Below are 2,827 nucleotides of genomic sequence, written 5' to 3'. Positions count from 1 at the left end.
GCGGAGGTCAAGCCCATGCCCACGACCTCGCCCGCGGCCCCCCGGACCGCCGCCGCGGACCGGGACGAGATTCCCGATACCTTCGCCGCCGGGGTCGTCAAGCCGCGTGGTGGGCCCCAGGCCGCACTCCGAGGACAGCCCGCACTGCTGGGGGTGCGATACGCGTGCTCGGAGATCCGCGGAGATGAGTCGGCCTCGATCGAGGACGCTCCGCCGGGCGCCCCCGAGGCCCCCGCGCCGGTGCTCCCCGAACTCGGCACCGCGTACATCGACTGCGCGGCGGCCCCCACCGGCGGCGGCGTCGAGGTCCACACGATCCTCATCGCGGACAACGATCTGTGGCACCTCACGCTGATCAGCCCGGAGACGCCCCGATCGGCCGACGCCGAGGCGCGAGCGCTCGAGGGTCTGCACAGGGTCGCCGAGCACATCCTCGACTGACTCTCTAGCGGAAATCGGGAACGGCGCCGGAGCCCCTCAGCATCCGACGCCGTTCCCATTCAACGGACTGCGCATCGCGCCTTCCGGTTTCCTCGCGCGCCCCGGAAGGCGGCGGGCCGACACCCCCCCAGGTGCCCCGGTAATGAAACCGGCCCCTCAGTGTGAAGTAACAGCCCCTCATCTGTTCTTCACCTCGCCACCGCCCCCCCGGCCGGTGACTGGTCGAACTCTATGTTGCACTCGTTCCACTGGCAAGCCCATGAACTGCAGTTCTACTGTTGACTTCTGGTCAGTAACGGGAGCCGGCGGGCTCACCTGCGGTTTTGTGAACACTGTTACCAACAAACGATGGAACCAACCCTCTCCTATCCGACCCCTCCGTCCGGGCCCGACAGGACCGCCCCCGCCCGACGCCCACACGTCCACCGCCGCATCCACCGAGCTCGCACGGTTCTGTTACGCATGTTTCCTGTGCGACAATTGAGGTTAAGCTGAGTCCTGCGAATTCACCCACCGCCTCAGTGGCTCGCCCCGTCCCCGTCCGAAACGTCACCAGTGCCCGTCTGACCGCGGCCCGAAGGAGAACGATGTCCCGCCGAACCCGCTTCCTCGCGTCCCTCCTCGTCTCGACCGGCCTGGCCACCGGTCTCACCGCCGGATTCGCCCCCGCCGCGTCAGCGCAGTCCGTCTCCTTCCCCGGCCTGGAATCGGCGCCCCTCCCCCAGGTTCCCGGGGTGGCCTCGCAACCGGTCCTCACGATCCCCGTGCCGGCACCGCCGCGCCCCGCGGTGGAACCGGTGGCGTCGGTCTACCCCACCCGCGACGAGACCGTGGGGGTGGCGCAACCCGTCATGATCCGGTTCGACCGTCCCGTCGCCGACCGCGCCCGGGCGGAGGCGTCCGTCGGGATCCGGACGGCACCGGCCGTCCAGGGGAAGTTCTACTGGGTCGGCGACGCCGAGTTGCGATGGCGGCCCCACGAGTTCTGGCCCGCGGGCACGGCGGTCACCGTGTGGGCCGGCGGCCGGGAGAACACCTTCCGCACCGGCGACGCGGTCGTCTCGACCTACGACGACGCCACCCACCTGGTCACCGTCACGCGCAACGGACAGGTCGTCCGCACGATGAGGGCGTCCGCCGGGCGGGACTCCTACCCCACCCACAACGGCGTCTACTACAACGGCTGGCGTGCGCGTGAGGTCCGGATGGACTCCTCCACCTGGGGACTGGCCAGGACGGCGGGCGGATACGACACGACCGTCGAGAACGGGGTGCGGCTGAGCTACGACGGCATCTTCGTCCACTCCGCCCCGTGGTCGATCGCTGACCAGGGCGTCCGCAACGTCTCCCACGGCTGCATCAACCTGAGTCCCGAGGACGCGGCCTGGTACTACGACAACACCCGCAACGGCGACCCGTTCATCGTGGTGGGCGGACCGGGTCGGCAGTTCGGGGAGTTCGACGGTCAGGGCGACTGGAACTACTGAGTCGATCACCCTCGGGTCGGGGTGAAACACAATCGGCACAGAGCGCGACACCCTAAGAGAGCCCTCCGCCTAGGCTGAGAGGAGCCCCTCGTCTCCGCCATCCCCAGGAGTAGCAATGACCCGTTCGCCCCGGATCCCGGCCCTCACCGCGATCCTCGCCGCGGCCGCCCTCGTCCTGGGGCTCGCCCCGGGGGCGAACGCGCAGTCCGTGATGCCGCCGAGCCCGCCCGGAATCCCGCAACTGGAGAACGCACCGCTGCCCACCCCGCTCATTCCGGGAGTAGGGGCGATGCCGGTGCTCACCTACCCGGTGATCGGCCCCGATCGTCCCGCGCCCGAATACGGTGACGTCAACGTCTTCCCCACGCAGAACGAGATCGTGGGCGTGGCGCAGCCGGTCATGTTCTTCTTCGACCGGCCCATCGCGGACCGGGCCCGCGCGGAGGCCACGCTCGGCATCCGCACCGAGCCCCCGGTGGCGGGGAAGTTCTACTGGGTCAACAACTCCGAGGTCCGGTGGCGCCCGCACTCCTTCTGGCCGGTCAACACCTCGGTCACCGTCTGGGCCGGCGGCAAGCGGCAGCAGGCGTTCCGCACCGGTGACGCGCTGATCTCGGAGTACGACGACCGCACCAAACTCGTCACCGTCACCCGGAACGGCCAGCACGTGCGCACCATGCGGGCCTCCGCCGGGATGCGCGGCTGGGAGACCTACAACGGCGTGTACTACACCGGGCAGCGCGGACGGCAGGTCCGGATGAACTCCGAGGCCTTCGGGCTGCGCATCGAGAACGGCGGGTACGACTCGATCGTCCACGACGCCGTCCGGCTGAGCTACGACGGCATCTACATCCACTCGGCCCCGTGGTCCGTCGGCGACCAGGGCGTCCGCAACGTCT

The 2,827-nt window shown here is 69.7% G+C and carries 2 protein-coding genes and 1 pseudogene; all 3 read left to right on the top strand.

The features are described from left to right. Positions 1–441: pseudogene (locus tag G6026_RS09795) on the top strand (hypothetical protein); the annotation flags it as partial. 587 nt (positions 442–1,028) lie between these two features. Continuing rightward, positions 1,029–1,928 (top strand): L,D-transpeptidase, encoded by a 900-nt coding sequence (locus G6026_RS09790; protein WP_182613053.1) that lies wholly within the window; start codon positions 1,029–1,031, stop codon positions 1,926–1,928. 115 nt (positions 1,929–2,043) lie between these two features. Continuing rightward, positions 2,044–2,827 (top strand): L,D-transpeptidase (locus tag G6026_RS09785; RefSeq protein ID WP_182613052.1); only part of this gene is annotated, 784 nt, incomplete at its 3' end.

Origin of the sequence: Dietzia sp. DQ11-38-2 (assembly GCF_014145055.1) — a bacterium.
Classification (GTDB): Bacteria; Actinomycetota; Actinomycetes; order Mycobacteriales; family Mycobacteriaceae; genus Dietzia.
The sequence above is the reverse complement of the archived record's forward strand: the minus strand, read 5'-3'. Positions and strand labels throughout refer to the sequence as shown.

Excerpts from the sequence above, each read along its gene's own strand:
- G6026_RS09790 (WP_182613053.1), top strand. The coding sequence starts at position 1,029 with ATGTCCCGCCGAACCCGCTTCCTCGCGTCCCTCCTCGTCTCGACCGGC.